The following is a 20598-nucleotide window of genomic DNA, read 5'->3' as shown; positions in this document are numbered from 1 at the left end:
AGACCATAAGATGGACAAATACCAACAGATTCTCAAACGTTATTGGGGATATGATGATTTCCGCGGAATCCAACGAGACATCATTCAATCCATTGGAGAAGGTCATGACACGCTTGGCCTTATGCCTACGGGTGGAGGTAAGTCTATCACATTTCAGGTACCAGCACTCTGTCGTGAGGGAGTCTGTATAGTTATCACTCCACTCATCGCACTGATGAAAGACCAAGTCAATCATCTGAGACGACGTGGCATCTTGGCGGCTGCCGTCAATTCCAGCATGAGCCATGATGATGTGTTACGCATTCTCGACAATTGCATATTAGGAGGCACTCGGTTACTTTACATCTCACCAGAACGCCTGGCAAGCCAACTGTTTATCACAAAACTAAGACATATGCAAATTAGCTTCATCACTGTAGATGAAGCACATTGCATCAGCCAATGGGGATATGATTTTCGTCCAAGCTACCTCAACATTTCAAGCATTCGTGTTCTTTTACCTGATGTGCCTATTCTGGCTCTTACGGCAACAGCGACACCAGCTGTAGTTAAAGATATCAAAGACAAATTACAGCGACCTGACGACAAAGGTGGCACATTCAATGTGTTTCAAATGTCATTTGAACGTAAGAATCTCAGCTATATCGTCAGAGAAGCTATGGACAAGCGACATGAACTTATAGAAGCTCTACACACATCAACAGCCTCTTCCATCGTATATGTCCGGAGCCGGAAACATGCTCGAGAAATAGCAGAACTACTTACCCAAGAAGGATTCAGTGCGACATACTACCATGCTGGACTTGATACAGAGGAAAAAGACAAGCGACAAAACGACTGGCAGGCAGACCGCACCAGAATTATTGTTGCCACGAATGCTTTCGGCATGGGCATTGATAAAGCAGATGTCCGACTGGTGCTTCACTACGACTGCCCAGACTCTATTGAAGCTTACTTTCAAGAAGCTGGACGCGCAGGACGCGACGGGAAACCTGCCCAAGCTATTCTACTCTATGGGCAACAAGATATCGTCAAACTCCGCAAACGTGTAGCTGACACATTCCCTGACAAGGATTATATCCGGAAAGTTTACGACCATATAGCATTCTATTTTCAAATAGCATTAGGAGACGGTAATGGTGTTTCCCATGAATTCAACCTACAAGATTTCTGCTATAAATTCAACCATTTTCCTGTTCAGGTACATTCTGCCCTACAAATTCTGCAAAGAGCCGGCTATTTAGAATTCACTGCAGAACGTGAGAATGCCTCTAGAGTGATGTTCGTCGTAGAAAGAGACGAACTATACCGGCTGACTGGCAATACGCCCAACGAGGATCGTCTGATTGTTGTCATGTTACGTAACTTTTCTGGGATGTTTTCTGAATATGCCTATATTAATGAAGCTCATCTGGCATCAATCAGCAATATTGACCGAACTGAAGTACACGACATTCTGTTGCAACTGTCGCGCAAGCACATCATACAATACATACCTCCTAGCCAGTTGCCTTTTCTCCGCTACCTGCAGAGACGAGAAGACAGCAAACATTTGTTGTTTCCTGCAGAAGTTTATGAAAACCGTCGCAAACAATTCAGCCAACGCATAGAAGCAATGATCCATTATCTACAGGATAACACTCATTGCCGTTCACAGCAGTTGCTTTCTTACTTTGGAGAAAAGCAAGAGAAAACATGTGGTCAATGTGATGTGTGTGTTACTATTAGCGACGATGATGTTCAAGCAGCGCAAAAGCAAATACTTCAATTTCTCTCCGATAAGAAGCCTCATCTGCTTGTAGAACTCCGAGCGCTACACATTCCTACCGAAATCTTTTCACGAGCTCTCCGTTATCTTGTTCTTGAAGAGCTCGTAAAAAGCGATTCGGTTCAAATAAGCCTTTAAGAGGCAATGTAGAATATCTACCAGTAAAGAAGTATCAATCGAGGCAACCTATAATTTCACGGACAGAATGACATCCATGATCATCAAGCCAACGATCAATGCCATCACGTACCTTTATGGTAACTGATGGATCTATAAAGTTTGCTGTTCCTATCTCAATAGCTGTGGCACCTGCCATAAGAAATTCAATAGCATCATGGGCATTCATTATACCACCAAGTCCAACAACAGGAATTTTAACCGCACGAGCAACTTGCCACACCATACGTAATGCAACAGGTTTAACCGCAGGACCGCTCAAGCCACCAGTACCGATACTGAGTACAGGACGACGTTTTTCTATATCAATGGCCATTCCCATCAATGTATTAATAAGCGAAACACTGTCTGCGCCCTGTGCTTCACAAGCACGAGCAATGTCGGCTATATTTGTAACATTAGGCGAAAGTTTCACTATTAACGTTTTATGATAACGTTCACGTACAGCTTTTACCACACTCTCTGCCCCAGCGCAAGTTACGCCAAAAGCCATTCCTCCATCCTTGACATTGGGACAAGAAATATTGAGTTCTATTGCTGGAATATTGTCAAGAGCGTCAATGCGCGAAGCACATTCTGCATAATCGTCTGGTGACGAACCGCTAACATTTACAATGACGTTAGTATTTATATCCTTAAGTTGGGGATAGATGTGCTGGCAGAAATAATCCACACCCTTATTTTGCAATCCTACACAATTGAGCATACCACTGGGAGTTTCTGCCATACGCGGATAATCATTACCTTCACGTGCTTTCAACGTGGTACCTTTAACGATGAATCCTCCTAAACCGTCAAGGGGAATAAAGTCTGCAAACTCTAATCCATAGCCAAATGTTCCCGAGGCCGTCATTACTGGATTTTTAAGTGCCAGATGGCCTATATTCACTTTCAGATCTGCCATAACAATTGTTTTACATTAAATACAGGACCATCTTTGCAGACACAAAGATTACCCTTTACTGTTTTCTCTACACAACAGAGACAAGCTCCAAGACCGCACGCCATCATATTCTCCAATGACGCTTCACACTCAACATTTGCTTGAGAAGCATATCGTGCCACAGCCATCATCATGGGTTTAGGACCACAGGTAACTATTCTATCAAATGTTTCTTTCTTTAAAATCGAGTGATTGGTTACAAACCCTTTTTCTCCTTCAGTTCCATCTTCCGTTGTAATACAAACACGGCCATAATGACTGAAAAGATCTAATTCTAACAAGTCTCCCTTGGAACGTGCACCAAGCAGAAATGTCGGTTCTACTCCCAAGCGTTTCATTTCTGCACCCATATATAACAATGGAGCCACTCCCACTCCTCCACCTACAAGAAGCAGGCGTTCTGAGGACTTATTGGGCATAGTAAAACTATTACCCAGAGGCAATACGCAATTGACAACATCCCCCACTTGTACCTGTCCTAAGTAGCGTGTGCCCTTGCCGACCATTGCCACCATAAGCCAGAGTTCATTATTCGTTCTATCTACAAAATTAATTGAGATTGGACGGCGAAGCAAAACGCCATCAACACCTTCCATACTTACTTCGACAAATTGTCCGGGAAACATTTCAGGTAAAGGTTCTTCGTGTGTCAATTTAATCAGCACATGTTTCGAACTGATGTGATCAACACTCTTCACCACAAGATCACATATATATTTTTTCATATTCATCATTATTTTATAGCTTTCGTCATGTTCTACTAACATTTCCTGAACTAAATCGCTTATAAAAACATATACTTCATTATAAACAGAAGGGCAAGGATAACAGAACCTATTGACAAATCACGGTATTTACCACTAAATGCATGTACCATAACCCAAGTTATGAGTCCAAGAAGAATACCATCGGAAATACTGTAACATAGAGACATCATAATAATGCAGATAAAACAAGGAATTGCTTTCGCATAATCATGAAAATCAATATCACGGACGCCAACCATCATAAAGACTCCAACCATAATCATTGCCGGTGCTGTTGCCTGAGAGGGAATCAAGAGGAACAAAGGGGCAAAGAAAAGCGCAAGTATAAAACAAACGGCAGTTGTCATAGCAGTAAGTCCGCTACGACCACCAACGTTCACACCTGCAGCACTCTCTACATAGGTCGAGACTGTAGATGTTCCAACGATTGCACCAAACGTTGTTCCAACAGCATCAGCAAAAAAAGCTCTGTTCATGCCGTGCATCGTTCCGTCTTTTTCTACAAATCCTGTTCTATTACCTACACCGATAAGTGTACCTAATGTGTCGAACATATCCATAAACAGGAGAGTAAACACACAAATCGCCATATCAGGTGTGAAGATATTCTGCCAATCCATTTTACAGAATACAGGGGCAAGACTCGGTGGAGTATCTACAATTGTTTTAACATGTTGCACATCTGTTACTCCCAAAGGAATTCCGATGGCTGTTGTTGCAAGAATGCCTATCAACAATCCTCCAGTAACATTTCTCACCATAAGAACTGCACTAATAACAATACCGAAAAGAGCGACTAAAACTGGCGTTGTATGAAGATCGCCAAGTGTAACAAGTGTTGCGTCACTATGAACAATAATGCCAGCCTGTTGAAGACCTATAAAAGCAATAAACAACCCGATACCTGGTGATATTGCCTTTCTAAGTTGTATTGGCATGGCATAAACAATCTTGTTACGTAGGCCTGCAATGGTCAAAAGAATAAAAATTACGCCTTCAATAAAAACGGCCGTAAGTCCGAATTGCCAAGAATATCCCATCTTCAAGACAATGGTATAGACAAAAAATGCATTCAGTCCCATTGCAGGGGCCAGTGCAAAAGGCAATTTAGCATAAAGAGCCATAACGATGGTAGCTACCAAAGAGGAGAGCACCGTTGCTGTGAAAACAGCTCCTGCATCCATTCCTGCATTGCTGAGTATAGACGGTTGTACGGCAAGAATATAAGCCATTGTAAGGAAGGTAGTAATGCCACCGAGCAGTTCTTTTTTCAGCGACATTGTTGCAGGATTAAATCCAAAGAGACGATTGAGCGTATTCATTATCTTAAAAATTGCTTTTGTTAGAGTATCATTTAAAAACTGCATGCAAAGTTAATGAATTATTTTGAGATATAATGCTATAGATGAGCTTTTCTTAACTAAGATACCAATAAAAGACATTTATCTTATGCGCTCATCTTCAGATGGAAAAAAACCGTTACCCTTGGTCGAGGGTAACGGTCCAATATCAAATAAATTCTTTCTATTCTAAAAGAATGATCTCTTAGTCTTCCTGATTTTCAGGACGGAGTTTGCGAACAGTCACACCTGCACGCCACATTTCCTGATTGCGCATAGCTTCAAGCTCTTTCTCCAAGCCGGCACGATAATCAGGCTTTGAGTTAGCATCAATTGAAATCTGTGCTTCATTACCAGTCTTAACAGAATAGTAGAGCCACTCCATAACAGGTTTTATTGCATCATGGAAACGAGGAGCCCAATCGAGAGCACCACGCTGTGCGGTTGTAGAGCAGTTAGCATACATCCAATCCATACCCTTTTCACCGAACAACGGGCCAAGGCTTTGGGTAAGTTCTTCAACTGTCTCATTGAATGCTTCTGAAGGAGTATGTCCGTTCTCGCGCAATACTTCATACTGAGCAAGAAGAAGTCCCTGTATAGCACCCATCAGTGAACCGCGCTCACCAGTCAAGTCACTAGTAGCTTCACGTTGGAATGTTGTCTCAAAGAGATAACCAGCTCCAATACCAATACCGAATGCGATGGTCTTCTCTTTTGCCTTACCACTTGCATCCTGATATACTGCATATGAACAGTTCAGACCGCGACCTTCACAGAACATGGTACGAAGAGAAGTACCAGATCCCTTAGGTGCAACCATGATTACATCAACATCTTTTGGTGGAACCACACCAGTGCGGTCGCTCCAGTTGATTGCAAAACCATGACTATAATATAATGTCTTACCGGGTTTCAGATATTTCTTAATATTAGGCCATACCTGAATCTGACCTGCATCTGAAAGCAACATGCAAAGGATAGTACCCTTTTCAGCAGCCTCTTCAATAGAGAAAAGGGTCTTACCTGGTACCCAACCATCAGCAACGGCCTTGTCATAAGTTTTACCCTGACGCTGTCCAACAATGACATTGAAACCATTGTCGCGCAGGTTACAAGCCTGTCCAGGTCCCTGAATACCGTAGCCAATAACTGCGATTACTTCATCTTTCAAAACTTCACGTGCTTTCTCGAGTGAGAATTCTTTGCTGGTGACAACTGTTTCTACTACGCCACCAAAATTCATTTCTGCCATATATGCAAATTGTTTAATGTGTTGTACATGTCCACTTGAACCATGCCCGCCCTCACGAGAGCAGTCGTCTTGTTGGTCCAACACCTCGCTTACTCGAAGCGACGCCAATGGATTAACTATTTCTTTTCTGGCTGCAAAGATAACAAATTATCACCAAACAACCAAATTTTCTTTCAATCTTTTACAAATTTAACTTTACTTCTACATACTTCTATGCCATCGTCTTTGCAAATTCGTATGCAGAATTCGTTTTCATCCGCACCATTCTCTCGATAGAACGAAAGTTTGTCACCTGCATGTGCCTCAGCCACATATGCTATTTCAAAGCGTTTGATTCGGTGTGTCCGATACCAGTCAATAGGCCATAAATCAAGAACATGTTCTATATATTTCACAGAGTTGACGTGTCCGTTGATATCTACATCATTATAATAGGTGTCTATGGTACGCACATATTGTGCTTGATTGGTCATTTTCACCCTTCCTCCTTTATCTATCGGACATTCCTTTTCTGTTTCTATCCATTGTTGGATAGCTCCGTCGTTGACAGCAAGTATATCAGTAGGTTGGCGGTTATCAACATCAATCATTGCCCATATAGAGCGTCCATAGCCATATATTTTTTGATTTCCCTGTTCATCTTTACCGCTAACGGCAAAGTTTCGCTGTGTGAAATAGCGCATTGCACCCTCCACCCATGTCTCAACTGTGAATGGTGTGTATTGAAATGGCATTTCTTCCATTTCTATTGCTAATCGGGACAATACCCATGCTCGCTTTGCTTTCATCAGATAGCGCATACCGAACCCTCGGTCGGTAGAATGAAAGTCTGCTGCATTAAGTAAATGATTTCCAAGATGTCCCATAAACAAACGGCCACTATAATCACAATGGAAAGGTTCTGCAAGGAACTGATATCTTCCAATCTTTCCTATAGTCTTATTATCTTGACTGTCCATCAATATATCTCTTTTAATGATCTACCAATAATTATGTATTTTGCCTCTCGTTATTTGCATTATTATCTGCAAATGCGGTTTCTAAACATGATTATTTTCTCTTTCATCAAGGAATTCACTAACCTGTTCTTGTGTTGATCGGGTCACCGCAATACGTCCACTTCTCGTATATTGCAATACACATCCATAGTCGTTGAGTGTATGATACAATTTAAGGATATCTTCAGTAATACCGAATTTCATCACGATAACATAGGTAGGATTAACCTCAGTAATACTAGCATCTGAGCGTCGGATAACCTGGCAGATTTCTGGATTTCCGAATACCATTTCCGTTGAAAGTTTATAGAATGCGGTTTCTCGTATAAACAGCTGATCGTCTGTAAAATAGTTAGCCTTCACCACATCTATTTTCTTTTCAATTTGCTTAGTAATCTTAGTAATTTGGTCTTCATCACTCCAGGCTGTAATAGTATATTTGTGAACGCCTTCAATACTTGAGGGCGATACATTCAAACTTTCGATATTAACTTGTCTTCGAGTAAACACAGCAGTTATCTGGTTGAGAATACCAGCAATATTCTCTGAATAGACCAACAATGTATATAATGTTTTATCGTTCATCTTATTTCCTTTTATTCTGTTTACATTTGGAGAACGTTCGCTTACTTGTTTTTATTAAACCTGAACGTCGAGCATCATATCATCGACACTAAGTCCCGGAGGTGTCATCGGTAACACATTATCATCTTCCAGAATAGCACATTCCAGAATATAAGGTCCGTCAGTTTCTGCCATTTTCTTTATAGCTTGTGCCAAACGTGCACGGTCTGTAACTGCCTCATAAGGGATGCCGTATCCTTGCGCGATGAGTTCGTAGCACGGATTCATCATTTTGGTAAACGATTGTCTTCTGTGCCAGAACATATCCTGCCACTGGCGTACATTTCCAAGATAATGATTATTCATGAGAATCATCTTTACTGGGGCTTGCTGTTCCATAATCGTACCCAATTCTTCTATGCACATTTGGAATCCTCCGTCACCCATAAAACAACAAACCATACGGCCAGGAGCTCCAAAAGTTGCTCCTATAGCGGCAGGCATTCCATACCCCATAGTTCCAAGTCCACCACTTGTACAGATACTTCTTTTGTGATGATATTTAAAATAGCGGGTTGCAAAGAGCTGGTTTTGACCCACATCGGTTACAAGGACAGCATCATCTGGAGTATTTTCTGCCACAGCATTCACGACTTCACCCATCAGAAGAGGGCCTTCTGTAGGATGTATGGCGGGTTCTATCACTCGCTTGCGTTCCTGCTCATGAAGTGGCAGGAAAGAATCGCGCCATTCTTTATGATTGGCATTATTAACAAGAGCCGTCAATGCCGGAAGAGATTCTTTGCAGTCGGCAATGATAGCCACATCAGCTTTCACATTCTTGTCAATTTCACTTTTGTCAATATCGAGGTGAATGATTTTTGCCTGTTTGGCATATGTTTTTAGATTACCCGTTACACGGTCGCTGAATCGCATTCCGATGGCAATAAGGACATCACATTCCTGTTCTTTCAGATTGACAGCATAGTTTCCATGCATTCCCAACATACCAACATTAAGCGGATGATTGGAAGGCAAAGCACTAAGTCCAAGCATGGTACGTCCTGCAGGAATATCGGTTTTTTCCAAGAAATTCAGCAGTTCTTGCTGAGCATGTCCGAGTTCTACGCCTTGTCCAACCAAGGCAAGGGGACGTTTTGCTTCGTTAATCATACGAGCGGCTTCTGCCACCGCCTCTTTGTTGAGTTTAGGATAAGCCACATACGAGCGAACATAGTCAACTTTTTGAGGTACAAACTCGACGTCTTCCGTTTGTGCGTTTTTAGGAAAGTCGAGTACGACAGGTCCAGGTCTTCCGCTTCTTGCAATATAGAATGCGCGACTTACCGCCCATGCAATATCCTCCGCATGTCTGATTTGATAGCTCCATTTCGAGATGGGCTGAGCCAATCCCACAAGATCCACCTCTTGGAAGGCATCGGTTCCCAACGCTCCGATAGGAACCTGTCCGGCAATAACCACAATAGGAGTTGAGTCGAGCATAGCATCAGCCACACCAGTCAGCGTGTTTGTTGCACCTGGTCCACTTGTGACCAAGCATACTCCAACCTCTCCGCTAACCCTTGCATAGCCTTCTGCAGCATGCGCAGCTCCTTGTTCGTGTCTGACAAGAATATGATCAAAGGCTTTTTTTTCACCTCTTGTATAGTCGTAGAGTGCATCATAGACAGGCATGATAGAACCTCCAGGGTAACCAAAGATTGTTGTTACCCCTTCATTCTTTAATGCGAGCATCAACGCTTCACTTCCTTTTATTTTTTCCATACTATTCTCTATTTCTTTCATTTAATCATCGTCGCGGCTACCTTTGCCGTTATTTTCAGTCGATTATTCTCACTCCACCTTTATCTGCCGATGAAACGCTCTGCGCATAGGCGCGAAGGGCTTTCGACACTTGTCTATTTCTCTTCAACGGCTGTTGTGGTCTTGCAGCAAGCTCCTCTTCTGAAAGTTTCACGTTGATTCTGCGGTTTGGAATATCTATTTCTATGATGTCTCCATCCTTTATCTTTCCAATATTTCCACCTGCAGCGGCCTCAGGAGAAATGTGTCCGATGCTTAATCCTGACGTGCCTCCGCTGAATCGTCCGTCGGTAATAAGTGCACACTCTTTACCCATATGCATGCTCTTAATGTATGATGTAGGATAGAGCATTTCCTGCATTCCAGGACCACCCTTCGGACCCTCGTGTGTGATGACTACACAATCACCTTTTTTGACTTTTCCTCCGAGGATTCCCTCGCAGGCATCATCCTGTGAGTCGAAGACCACAGCGGGACCTTCAAAATGCCAAAGAGCCTCATCGACACCTGCTGTTTTCACAACGCATCCATCCTGAGCTATATTTCCGAAGAGTACAGCCAGTCCTCCATCTTTGGTATAGGCATGTTCAATATCACGTATGCATCCATTCTCACGATCAACATCGAGAGTCGGATATTGCTCGTTTTGAGAACCCATCTTTGTACAGAAACGTTGTCCCGGTGCTGAGAAATAGATTTCAGGTTGATTGGCAACATCATATTTCTTCATTGCTTCATCGAGTGTCATTCCATCCACACGCGCCGCTGTTCCGTCAATGAGTCCACCTTTATTGAGTTCGTTGAGTATTCCGAGGATTCCTCCTGCTCTATTACATTCCTGAACGCTATACTTTTGCGTATTTGGAGCAAGTTTACACAAGCAAGGAGTTTTGCGACTCAATGCATCAATATCCTTGATTGTAAAATCTGCGCCAGCCTCTTGTGCCACAGCCAACAGATGAAGTACTGTATTGGTAGATCCTCCCATAGCAATATCGAGTGTCATGGCATTGAGGAACGCTTTTCTGGTTGCGATATTTCTAGGCAGCACACTCTCGTCTCCATCTTCGTAATAGGCCAATGCATTCTTTACAATCTGTCTTGCTGCCTTTCTGAAGAGTTCTATGCGTCGTTCATGTGTAGCGAGGATTGTTCCATTTCCTGGCAATGAGAGTCCTATGGCTTCTGTCAGCGAGTTCATGGAATTTGCAGTAAACATTCCAGAGCAGCTACCGCATCCTGGACATGCACATTGTTCTATTTGCTGCAGTTCTTCATCGCTTATAGAATTATCAGCTCCTTTGATCATGGCAGTAATAAGGTCTGCATTTTCTCCTCTCCATCTTCCTGCTTCCATAGGTCCACCGGAACAGAATACTGTAGGGATATTGAGTCGCATGGAAGCCATGAGCATTCCTGGAGTCACTTTATCACAATTTGAGATGCAGATCATTGCATCTGCTTTATGTGCATTGACCATATACTCTACCGAGTCAGCAATAATATCTCTTGAGGGCAAAGAATAGAGCATTCCGTCATGTCCCATTGCAATTCCGTCATCAATAGCAATTGTATTGAATTCGGCAGCATAGCATCCCATTTTCTCTATTTCTTCCCTTACGATTTGTCCTATTTCGTGCAGATGCGTATGTCCGGGTACAAACTGGGTGAACGAATTGACAACGGCAATGATCGGTTTTCCAAATTGCTCATGTTTCATTCCTGTAGCCACCCAAAGAGCTCTGGCTCCAGCCATTCTTCTTCCTTCTGTGCATACTGCACTGCGTAATTGGTGTTTCATATCTATTTAGTTTGTTTGTTTATTCCTTTTTATGTGGATTTTCTCCACCATCTCACCATATTGAGTTGCAAAGTTACACTTTTTCCGCCTAATCACCAACGAAACATTAGAGGTTTTTCGGTTTTTGCTTATAAATTGAAAGTTTTATAGTGAATTACAGAAAAAAGCGAGCCGTAGTTTCCATCGGCTCGCTTTCGTTTCCTTAACAATCTCTTTACCTTTGATTCGTACCTATGTATGTTTTCTGAGTGCAAAGATACATTTAATCTCTGTATGATTTATGCACTTGTTTGACATAATTTCATAGAGCCGTTTTATTTTTGACTTGCATCAATTTTGCATGTACTTTCATTCATGAAGAGGTACGACGGTTTGTATCCTCCTGCGTCAACGACGATTTTTTCGAAGACGATGGCAGGATCGTTAGGTTTGATTGTCAGGGTATGGAATTCGCCTTCTACTACTGGGAGTGTAACAATACTTTCCACTACTCTTCTTGCCACGGTTGGGTAATAGATGGAATAGATATTTTCCTTTTTCTCATTGAGATTGTGGTTGAAGTTGACTGTTTGAACCTCTCCTTGATCGAGTTGCACACTATAAGTAAGTCCGCCTTTGTTAAGATAGTCGAGGGTGGATTTCACTACGATGTGTATTTTGAGTGGACTCTTCACTCCGTTTGGCATACGGAATCGATAGGTCAGGCTTGCCCCTTCCACACCTTTGGTATAAGGCATTAGGGTAACTCCGCTTCTTGTGCGTCCCATGTCTGGTATGATAGTCCATTTTGCTTCTGATGCATCAGATGCAGCATAGTAGTGTTCTGCTTCCATGACTACCACTCCATTTGCTTCTGTAAACACATATCCTCCGTTTGTAGGATTTTCAATGCGTTTCACTTCTGGCATCCTGTCTGCCGGGAAGTCATCGTTCCATGAAGTGTAACCGATATGTTTCTGAATCATCATTCCATTCCATTTTCCACCTGCCATTTTGAGGTTATAATCAGCACAAAGTGTAGAATCGCGCTTAAACGCCTGTTCTACGCGATCTGCCCAAAGATTACAATCAGGATTTCCCTCTTTGAAGAGTTTACGGTTCATGGCTTGCGCATAATACATTTGATGGATATTACCCATTGCTTGTATCGGGAAGAGTATGATTTGCTGATAAGCATCGCGCTGGTTCTCGTCGAGTGTGAGATACTGTCTGAGCGCATCGCGCTCAAGAGTTGCGTATTCATCGACCACTTGTTTCCATTCACCTGTATTTATATTATAGGTGTTCGCATCCATCATTTCTGCCGTGCATCGTCCGTTGAGTTTGCAGACGATATTGAGCAGACGGGCAGCTTCGTCTGCCTGTTTTGCTCCAAACTGTTGAAGACAGAACTGGCGGGCATGCTCTGTGATATTGTTGACATCGTATTTTCTTGGATTCCAAGCCATATCCATAAACATAGAGATGGGAAATTCCATTGGCTTAAGGTCGCCAACATTGAGAATCCACATCGCCTGTATTCCGTTTTCGTAGGCTAAAGTGAGTTGCTCCCACATATTCTGCATAGGAGTGACGTTGAGCCATTTAGAATTTCTCGGTGCTCCCACATAATCCACGTGGTAATAGAGTCCCCATCCTCCTTTATGCTTGCGTTCTTGTGCATTCGGTACTCTACGCACATTTCCCCAGTTATCGTCACAAAGGAGAAGAATAACGTCTTCAGGAACTTTCATTCCTTTGTCATAATAGTCAAGCACCTCTTTATAGAGCGCCCAGACTTGGGGCGTTTCGCTTGCTTTCTTTCCTGTTACGTCTGCAATAATCTTTCGCTGGTCTGCAATAATCTGCTGCATGAGTCGCGTATCGGCTTCGTCGCTCATGGCTTCGTCGCCATCGCCTCTCATTCCTATGGTTACGAGCTGCTCGGTTCCTTTCATGCGCTCGATACCTTCACGGAAGAACTGCTGCAACTTTGTTTTATTGGTATTATAGTTCCATGGTCCCCACTCTGCTCTTTTACGTGCATATTCCTGATGGTTTCTTGCCATTGGTTCATGATGTGAGGTACTCATGACAATACCCATATCGTTGGCCGTTTTCTCGTTGGCAGGATCGTCTGCATAGAACGACCACATCCACATGGCAGGCCACATCATGTTTCCTTTCAGTCGGAGCACAAGTTCAAAGACGCGCTCATAGAAATGGTGGTCTGCATAATTAGTACCAAATGTATTTTTAATCCATGTAGAAAGACACGGTGCTTCATCGTTGAGGAAGATTCCTCGGTAAGCAACTGCCGGTTCTCCGTCAGTATATATTCCTTGGTTGACATAAATCTCGTCATGTCTTTCAGTAGGCACGTCAGCCCAATAGTACCATGGCGACACACCCATCTGTGCAGAAAGTTCATAGATTCCATAGACAGTACCTCTTCTGTCGCTTCCTGCAATAATGAGTTGTTTTCCTACGGTTGTGATGATAAACTTCTCGCGTTTTCCTTTAAGTTGTGTTGCATCGATAAGTTTTTTCTTTGCGAGTTGGTCAATAAATTTAGAGTGCCCTATAGTTCCCACTATAATCTTTGCATCCGCCTGATGTTGAAGCACGGCATCTTGTCCTGTTACTCGCCCGAAGTCTGCTGCCAAAGCATGTACGGCAATATCAACGGCTTTAAAATCTGCTTCATCCGTTGTGATGGTTACTTGCTTTTGTGGGTTAAGGAGCAGGTCTCCTTGATTGAAATTCACAAATCGCTCTGCAGCCTTTATGGTTTGCATTCCAAAGAGGGCAACAAAAGCCAATAATGTTGTTTTGATGATTTGAATAGTTGTCATAAGTGTATATTGTTTTTAAGTTCGGATGCAAAGTTACACATTATTTCTCAAAAATGATAACGTTGTCCGTCATTTTAAACAAACAAAGTTTTGCATGCGAGATTTCAGTCGTTTTTTTATTGAGGCCTTCACTATATTCTCATTCGGGATGCATTCGGGATGCATTCGGGATTGACCCATTCATAGAAAGGCATAATATTTCTAAAAACCGAGTCATAAGTAAGTCCTAAGTAAATCCCAAGTATGTCCCATCAGATTTGGGACAATAATAGAAGATAGTTGGGAAGAAGAAAGGACGTTCTAGGGTAATACTTTAGGCATTTCACTATTCAGAAAGCGACAGAAGTACAGATGTCTCAAAGTTATAATCAAAAAAATCCGTCTTGCAGAAAATACTCCACAAGACGGACTGTTTATTTGTCGCTAAATGCTGAGTTCTTATTATTTAGTAGTATCGAAGAACATAGCTACGCGGTTGAAGTCAACCTCCTCTGAGAGTTTGTCGGTTGCACCGAGACCCTCAGTAGTGATGCGGCTGGCCGCAATCTTGTAACGCTTAACAAGAGCGTTCTTCACAGCGTTAGCACGTGCGATAGAAATCTTCTCGTTGATTTCTGCACTTCCTTCTGGTGAAGCGTAGCCACGAACGATAATCTTAGAATTCTTGTGATTACGCATGTACTTAGCAACCATTTCGATGCTTGCATACTGAGCTGCGTCGATGGTGCTCTTGCCCTGACCGAAGATGACGATTGGCTGGAGCTGAGTATTGTTTTCCTTAACGACTTTCACCTCAGGCTGCTTGCTCTTTTCAGCAGCGAGCTGAGCCTGAAGGTCTGCGATGGTACGGCCATCAGCAGCAATCTTGTTGTCCTTGTTAGCATTTTCAGCACGGAGCTCATTAATCTTGGCATTCAGGCCATCGATTTCGGCCTGGTCACGGAGCTGTGCGATTTTGAAATTGTGAGTACCATTGGTGTTACCGAACTTATAGTTCAAACCTACGTTAACTCCGAAGGCTGCGGTACCGAAGTTGTACTTGATGTCCTGACCATCTGCATTGAGACCATACACGAGGTTTGGTTCAATATAGAGCTGCCAAGCCTTGTTTGCGCCAAGGTTGAAAGCGAAATCAAGACCAATCTTAGATGTCAGTACATCGTTGTCCTGACCTTCACGCTCGTTAGAAGTACCGAAAGCGTGACCCCAACCGAGTCCATAAACACCGATTACCTCAAAGTTGCGAGGCTCGCCTTTATATCCGCCAAACCAATTGCTGAAGTTTGTAGTACCGAGTACTGAAGTGTTGAGCGCACGAACCAATGTACTGTAGCTACCGAATCCACGTGTACGGGCATAAGCGTCGCTTTCAACGGCGAGACCGAATACTGGAGTAAACCAGCGGCCTACACGAATTCCGGCAGAAGGGTTAATGTTGTTGAATACTGAAACACCTGTGGTCTTTGCACTCGCACCAGCCTTGATGCCTACATACCAGTTGTCCTGATTCTCACTTTCCTCTACAGTCTGAGCAGAGATTGCCTGTGCAGAAAAAGCTGCTACGGCAAGCATTAAAAATACTTTTTTCATCGTTTTTAATGATTATATAATATGTTGTAACGTTTAATTACTTAAGTTTCGAGCTGCAAAGTAACAAAAAAAAAAAATAACTACCAAACATTTCCTAAGAAAACTCTACGAATAGACAAATTTTTCCATCGAAAAGAACAATTTATTGAAGAATTTATTTTAATTTTGCATTTTATGAGCAGAATAATCCTTATCACCGGAGGCCAACGGTCTGGAAAAAGTGAAAAAGCAGAGCAATTGGCGTTAACACTCAGCGAAAACCCTGTTTATCTGGCCACAGCCCATATTTGGGACGATGAGTTTCGCGAGCGTGTACGTCGCCATCAGGAGCGTCGTGGACCACAATGGACTAATATAGAAGAGGAACACGCACTGAGTCGTCACGATTTTTCAGGACGTGTGGTTTTGGTGGACTGCCTGACGCTTTGGGCCACTAATTTCTTCTGCGAAGCAGAGGTGGTTGACGTAGTGCTCGACAAACTGAAACAGGAATTTGACCGCTTGGTGAGTCAAAATGCCACATTCATTTTCGTAACCAACGAAATTGGATCGGGTGGAGTGAGTGCCAATGCCGTGCAACGCAGATTTACAGATCTACTGGGATGGTTCAACCAATATGTGGCTTCAAAGGCCGACGAGGTAATTCTGATGGTTAGTGGAATTTCAGTAAAAATCAAATGACAACATTTAATATTTATCCTCTCGACGATTCACTTCGTCCTACCATTCAGTCGAAAATCGACAATCTCAACAAACCCAAAGGCTCATTGGGCCGCTTGGAAGAACTCGCATTACAGATATGCTTGATAGAACAGACACTATCGCCCACCCTGCATCATCCCAGTCACTTGCTATTTGGTGCAGACCATGGTATTGAGCGCGAAAGAGTAAGCGTCTCGCCACGCGAAGTGACTTGGCAACAGATGATAAACTTCACACGTGGCGGAGGCGGAGTCAATATGTTCTGCCGACAATACGGTTTCGACTTGAAGATTATCGACGTCGGAGTGGATTACGACCTTTCATCTATAGAAGGTATCATTCCACGCAAAATCGCTTGGGGCACTAACAATTTCTTGCATGAAGCGGCCATGAGTCAGGAAGAAATGGAACAAGCACTCGGCATAGGCCGCGACATGGTGGATTGCTGTCAGAAAGAAGGGTGCCAGGTGATTTCTATAGGAGAAATGGGCATCGCCAACACATCGCCAAGCAGCATATGGATGAGCCTGTTTGCCCATCTGCCACTCAACACCTGCATCGGAGCTGGCGCAGGACTCAATACAGCGGGCATCAATCATAAATACGAGGTACTGAACGAGGCAGTAAACAGATTCAAAGCCAATGGAGGTCAGGAAGAGGATGCATGGGAGGTAATACGTTATTTCGGCGGATTCGAAATGGTGGCAGCCATTGGAGCCATGTTGCGTGCGGCAGAATTACACCTTATTATATTAATAGACGGATTCATCATGTCTGCATGTGCCTTGGCCGCAAGCAAACTCTACCCACAAGCCAAACAATACATGGTATTTGCCCATTGTGGTGACGAAAGCGGCCACAAACTTCTGCTTGACAGTATGGGAGTGCAGCCACTATTGAATCTTGGTCTGAGACTGGGAGAAGGCACAGGAGCACTTTGCTCCTTTGGCATTTTGGAGAGTAGCGTACGGATGATGCAGGAGATGAATAATTTCGATAATGCACACATCACCAAATATTTCTAACCATCGAAAAAAACAACAATCATGAGACTTCGCATAGACCAAACAAAATGGTGGGAGACTCCTATGGCAGCACTCATCTTCTTCACCCGACTGCCTTTCTGGCGACTGTGTTCACCCTCCAAAGCATGTTATCAGCACGTTGTGGAATACTGGCCTTTGGCCGGATGGCTCACAGGCGGAATCATGGCTCTAACATTCTATATAACAAGCGCATGGTTCACCTTGCCCGTAGCGGTATTATTAGCCATCATCGCACGAATCCTCACCACAGGGGCGCTCCACGAAGATGGTCTTGCAGACTTTCTTGACGGTTTCGGAGGTGGTTACAACCGTGAACGCATCCTTTCCATCATGAAAGACTCACATATAGGCACATACGGAGTTTTGGGACTGATTCTTTATTTTGCACTACTCGCCACTACACTTCTCGCCATCGGAGATCATGAAATAACCACCCTCACGCCTTCCTTCGCTTTGGATAATGCCGATTCCGCTTCAACACTTCTTCTTGCTTCGACAATTCTTGCAGCCGACCCATTTTGTAAGATGGTAAGCGGTCAACTCATCATGTTTCTACCCTATGCCCGTAAAGAGGAAGAGGCTAAATCTAAAACCGTTTATGTAAAATACGGACTCCAGGCTGGTCTCCGACTGGCTCTCACCGGACTAATGCCCTTAGTAGGTTGGGGCTGGATGATGAACCAATGGTTTGCCGTTCCATTTTCATCGATAGAAGTGCTGGTTGCCGTTCCGTGTATTGTATTCTATCTGCTCTATCTGCTGATGAACCGCAAATTGCAGGGATATACGGGCGATTGCTGCGGAGCCACATTCCTTTTAACAGAACTCTCGTTTTACCTCACTTGCGCAGCCACATTATAATGGCCCAACATCTCGGAACAGGAAAAAATATTCAAATGACCCTGTATTAACAATATACTCACCCACATAACGTCATCTTGCCAATACAAAAAAAAAGCGATGTCCCAACTTCACAGCAGAGACATCACGAAACAGGTATTAGTCCTTTTAAGGTAAAAAGATTGTATTCAGGATAACGTCTGCAAAGGTACTTCTTTTTTTTAACTAACACAAATATTTTTATATGATATATAACATGTTTTCGACCTAATTCCACATTTTTTACCGCTTTTCTTGAGATTTTAGAGATTTCTATTGTATCTTTGCAAACGAAGGGCAAACTATAGCCGTCAAGCTAACAAACATCACTATATCACACATGTAGCATAGACTGCTCCAACAAAAAGAAAACAAAAACGTATCACACAATATGACTGAAGAGAAAACAACAACAGAGAACGAAGAGAAAAAAAGCATTAGCTTCGTTGAACAGATTGTAGAAAACGACCTCGCAGAGGGCAAAAATGGCAAACGCATACAGACACGATTCCCACCGGAACCTAACGGATACATACACATCGGACACGCCAAGGCCATCTGCATGGACTTCGGAGTAGCAGAAAAATACAACGGAATTTGCAACCTCCGATTCGATGACACCAACCCCACTAAAGAAAACACAGAGTATGTCGAAAACATCATGAACGACATCAAGTGGCTCGGATTTAACTGGGGAAATGTGTATTATGCATCCGACTACTTCGATAAACTGTGGGAATTCGCCATTTGGCTCATAGAAAAAGGAATGGCATACGTGGACGAACAGACATCTGAACAAATTGCAGAACAGAAAGGAACGCCCACACAGCCTGGACAGCCAAGTCCGTTCCGCGACAGACCCATAGAGGAGAACCTCAAGCTCTTCAAACAAATGAATACGCCGGAAGCCGTAGAGGGTTCTATGGTGCTCAGAGCCAAACTCGACATGGCAAACCCAAACATGCACTTCCGCGACCCCATCATTTACAGAATCATTCAGATTCCTCACCACAGAACAGGAACAAAATGGCATGCATACCCCATGTACGACTTCGCACACGGACAGAGCGACTATTTTGAAGGGGTTACACACTCCATCTGTACCCTCGAATTCGTGCCTCACCGCCCACTCTACGACAAATTCGTGGACTTCCTGCAAGAAAAAGAAGGGCAGACAGAATACCGCCCAAGACAGATTGAGTTCAACAGACTCAACCTCACTTATACCGTCATGTCAAAACGCAAACTTAAAGCACTCGTTGACGAAAACCTCGTCAGCGGATGGAATGATCCACGAATGCCAACCGTTTGCGGAATGAGAAGAAGAGGATACTCTGCACAAAGTATCAGAAACTTCATCAACTCCATCGGATACACTAAGTTTGACGCACTCAACGACTACGCTCTCCTTGAAGCAGCTGTACGTGAAGACCTTAACAAAAAAGCATGCAGAGTGTCTGCCGTGCTCAACCCTGTAAAGCTTATCATCACCAACTATCCTGAAGGACAGACAGAAGAACTCACAGCTATCAACAACCCAGAGAACGAGGCAGACGGTACACACAACATCACCTTCAGCCGCGAACTTTGGATTGAGCGCGAAGACTTCATGGAAGATGCACCAAAGAAATTCTTCCGTATGACACCAGGAAAAGAGGTAAGACTCAAAAACGCATACATCATCGCCTGCACAGGATGCAAGAAAAACGAAGCAGGAGAGATTGAAGAAATCTATGCAGAGTACGATCCAGAAAGCAAGAGCGGAATGGCGGGAGCAGACAGAAAGGTCAAAGGCACACTCCATTGGGTAAGTGCCGGCCACTGCATCAAAGCAGAAGTAAGACTCTACGACAGACTGTTCTCCGTAGAAAACCCTGGTGCTGATGAACGCGACTTCCGCGAACTTCTCAACCCAGAATCTCTCACCGTGCTCAACAACTGTTATGTAGAGAAATTCCTTGAAGAGAAACAACCTGGAGACTTCCTGCAGTTCCAACGTATCGGCTATTTCACACCAGATGAAGATTCTAAACCCGGACACCTTGTCTTCAACCGTACAGTAGGACTAAAAGACAACTGGGCAAAGAAAAACAAATAAGAAACAAGGCAA

General features: G+C 43.4%; 15 protein-coding genes. 5 read left to right on the top strand and 10 right to left on the bottom strand.

The genetic code is table 11. The features are described from left to right. Positions 1–10 precede the first annotated feature (10 nt). Positions 11–1906: an ATP-dependent DNA helicase RecQ gene (locus CIK90_RS12755; protein ID WP_094465714.1), complete on the top strand. Its 1896-nt coding sequence runs from the start codon at positions 11–13 to the stop codon at positions 1904–1906. A gap of 34 nt (positions 1907–1940) precedes the next feature. Here the strand turns inward: CIK90_RS12755 and CIK90_RS12750 are convergent, their stop codons facing one another. The 10 genes from CIK90_RS12750 to CIK90_RS12705 form a co-directional block, all read right to left on the bottom strand. Beyond that, positions 1941–2849 (bottom strand): dihydroorotate dehydrogenase, encoded by a 909-nt coding sequence (locus CIK90_RS12750; RefSeq protein WP_094389401.1) that lies wholly within the window; start codon positions 2847–2849, stop codon positions 1941–1943. After that, positions 2837–3613, bottom strand: a complete 777-nt coding sequence (locus CIK90_RS12745) for a dihydroorotate dehydrogenase electron transfer subunit (protein ID WP_094389428.1) — start codon at positions 3611–3613, stop codon at positions 2837–2839. The genes CIK90_RS12750 and CIK90_RS12745 overlap by 13 nt, the downstream gene beginning before the upstream one ends. 59 nt (positions 3614–3672) lie before the next feature. Further along, positions 3673–5022, bottom strand: a complete 1350-nt coding sequence (locus CIK90_RS12740; protein ID WP_254046358.1) for an NCS2 family permease — start codon at positions 5020–5022, stop codon at positions 3673–3675. A gap of 178 nt (positions 5023–5200) precedes the next feature. Beyond that, positions 5201–6250, bottom strand: a complete 1050-nt coding sequence (gene ilvC, locus CIK90_RS12735) for a ketol-acid reductoisomerase (RefSeq protein ID WP_094389402.1) — start codon at positions 6248–6250, stop codon at positions 5201–5203. A gap of 173 nt (positions 6251–6423) precedes the next feature. Further along, complete coding sequence (locus tag CIK90_RS12730) at positions 6424–7209, bottom strand: acyl-[acyl-carrier-protein] thioesterase (RefSeq protein ID WP_094389403.1); 786 nt, start codon at positions 7207–7209, stop codon at positions 6424–6426. Positions 7210–7290: 81 nt separating this feature from the next. Next, entirely contained in the window at positions 7291–7833 is a 543-nt protein-coding gene (gene ilvN, locus CIK90_RS12725; protein WP_094435986.1) for an acetolactate synthase small subunit, read from the bottom strand. A 54-nt stretch (positions 7834–7887) separates the two neighbouring features. After that, positions 7888–9597 (bottom strand): biosynthetic-type acetolactate synthase large subunit, encoded by a 1710-nt coding sequence (ilvB, locus tag CIK90_RS12720; protein WP_173815139.1) that lies wholly within the window; start codon positions 9595–9597, stop codon positions 7888–7890. Positions 9598–9652: 55 nt separating this feature from the next. Continuing rightward, complete coding sequence (ilvD, locus tag CIK90_RS12715; RefSeq protein WP_094465712.1) at positions 9653–11437, bottom strand: dihydroxy-acid dehydratase; 1785 nt, start codon at positions 11435–11437, stop codon at positions 9653–9655. A 314-nt stretch (positions 11438–11751) separates the two neighbouring features. Beyond that, on the bottom strand, positions 11752–14271 hold the full coding sequence (locus CIK90_RS12710) for a glycosyl hydrolase 115 family protein (protein WP_094465710.1): 2520 nt from the start codon (positions 14269–14271) through the stop codon (positions 11752–11754). Positions 14272–14712: 441 nt separating this feature from the next. Continuing rightward, positions 14713–15861 carry an OmpA family protein gene (locus tag CIK90_RS12705; RefSeq protein WP_094465709.1) on the bottom strand — a complete coding sequence of 383 codons (1149 nt, stop codon included), beginning with the start codon at positions 15859–15861 and terminating at the stop codon, positions 14713–14715. A gap of 174 nt (positions 15862–16035) precedes the next feature. Here CIK90_RS12705 and CIK90_RS12700 point away from each other — a divergent pair, with 174 nt between their 5' ends. From CIK90_RS12700 to CIK90_RS12685, 4 genes are all read left to right on the top strand, one after another. Next, positions 16036–16542, top strand: coding sequence for a bifunctional adenosylcobinamide kinase/adenosylcobinamide-phosphate guanylyltransferase (locus CIK90_RS12700; protein ID WP_094465707.1), 507 nt, complete (start codon positions 16036–16038; stop codon positions 16540–16542). Continuing rightward, a complete protein-coding gene (gene cobT / locus CIK90_RS12695; RefSeq protein ID WP_094389410.1) occupies positions 16539–17588 on the top strand; it encodes a nicotinate-nucleotide--dimethylbenzimidazole phosphoribosyltransferase in 1050 nt (349 codons plus the stop codon). The genes CIK90_RS12700 and cobT overlap by 4 nt, the downstream gene beginning before the upstream one ends. Positions 17589–17609: 21 nt before the next feature. Next, positions 17610–18470, top strand: coding sequence for an adenosylcobinamide-GDP ribazoletransferase (locus CIK90_RS12690; protein ID WP_094435974.1), 861 nt, complete (start codon positions 17610–17612; stop codon positions 18468–18470). Between the two features lie 409 nt (positions 18471–18879). Further along, a complete protein-coding gene (locus tag CIK90_RS12685; protein ID WP_094439185.1) occupies positions 18880–20586 on the top strand; it encodes a glutamine--tRNA ligase/YqeY domain fusion protein in 1707 nt (568 codons plus the stop codon). Positions 20587–20598 lie beyond the last annotated feature (12 nt).

Origin of the sequence: Prevotella sp. P5-126 (assembly GCF_002251185.1) — a bacterium.
Lineage (GTDB): Bacteria > Bacteroidota > Bacteroidia > Bacteroidales > Bacteroidaceae > Prevotella.
The sequence above is the reverse complement of the archived record's forward strand: the minus strand, read 5'-3'. Positions and strand labels throughout refer to the sequence as shown.